Annotated in this window: 1 protein-coding gene and 1 pseudogene; both read right to left on the reverse strand. The window is 69.1% G+C overall.

The features are described from left to right. On the reverse strand, positions 1-479 hold a 479-nt coding region (locus tag ACFYUS_RS39065), incomplete at its 3' end, for a thiamine pyrophosphate-dependent enzyme (RefSeq protein ID WP_388863074.1). Beyond that, positions 472-1,161 (reverse strand): annotated as a pseudogene (locus ACFYUS_RS39070) (2-oxoglutarate ferredoxin oxidoreductase subunit alpha); the annotation flags it as partial. The pseudogene ACFYUS_RS39070 and the gene ACFYUS_RS39065, both read right to left, overlap by 8 nt.

Below are 1,161 nucleotides of genomic sequence, written 5' to 3' on the forward strand. Positions count from 1 at the left end.
GTCGATTTGGTGATCTTGCCGACTTCGCTGGTGGGGGAGTACTGGCCCTTGGTGAGGCCGTAGATCCGGTTGTTGAAGAGGAGGATCTTGAGGTTGACGTTGCGGCGCAGGGCGTGGATGAGGTGGTTGCCGCCGATGGACAGGGCGTCGCCGTCGCCGGTGACGACCCAGACGGACAGGTCGCGGCGGGAGGTGGCCAGGCCGGTGGCGATGGCGGGGGCGCGGCCGTGGATGGAGTGCATCCCGTAGGTGTTCATGTAGTAGGGGAAGCGGGAGGAGCAGCCGATGCCGGAGACGAAGACGATGTTCTCGCGGGCGAGGCCGAGTTCGGGCATGAAGCCCTGGACGGCGGCCAGGACGGCGTAGTCGCCGCAGCCGGGGCACCAGCGGACCTCCTGGTCCGACTTGAAGTCCTTCATGGACTGGGCGGCTTCGGTCTTGGGGACCAGCTGCAGCAGCGACTCGGTGGGCTCAGGCATCGATGGCCTCCTGGAGGGCGGCCGCGAGCTGTTCGGCCTTGAACGGCATGCCGTTGACCTGGGTGTGGCTGCGGGCGTCGATCAGGTATTTGGCGCGGATGAGGGTGGCGAGCTGGCCGAGGTTCATCTCGGGGATGACGACCTTGTCGTAGCGCTGCAGGATCTCGCCGAGGTTGCGGGGGAAGGGGTTGAGGTGGCGCAGGTGGGCCTGGGCGATGTGGCCGCCGGCGCGGCGGATGCGGCGGACGGCGGCGGTGATGGGGCCGTAGGTGGAGCCCCAGCCCAGGACCAGGGTGGTGGCGCCGTCCGGGTCGTCGACCTCCAGGTCGGGCACGGCGATGTTGTCGGTCTTGGCCTGGCGGGTGCGGACCATGAACTCGTGGTTGGCCGGGTCGTAGGAGATGTTGCCGGTGCCGTCCTGTTTCTCGATGCCGCCGATGCGGTGTTCCAGGCCGGGGGTGCCGGGCACCGCCCACGGCCGGGCCAGGGTCTCGGGGTCGCGTTTGTAGGGCCAGAACACCTCGGTGCCGTCGTCCAGGGTGTGGTTCGGGCCGGTCGCGAACGGCGTCTTGAGGTCGGGGAGTTCGCCGACGTCCGGGATCCGCCACGGCTCGGAGCCGTTGGCCAGGTAGCCGTCGGAGAGCAGGAAGACCGGGGTGCGGTAGGTGAGCGCGATCCGGGC

Source organism: Streptomyces sp. NPDC004284, from assembly GCF_042874035.1.
GTDB lineage: Bacteria > Actinomycetota > Actinomycetes > Streptomycetales > Streptomycetaceae > Streptomyces.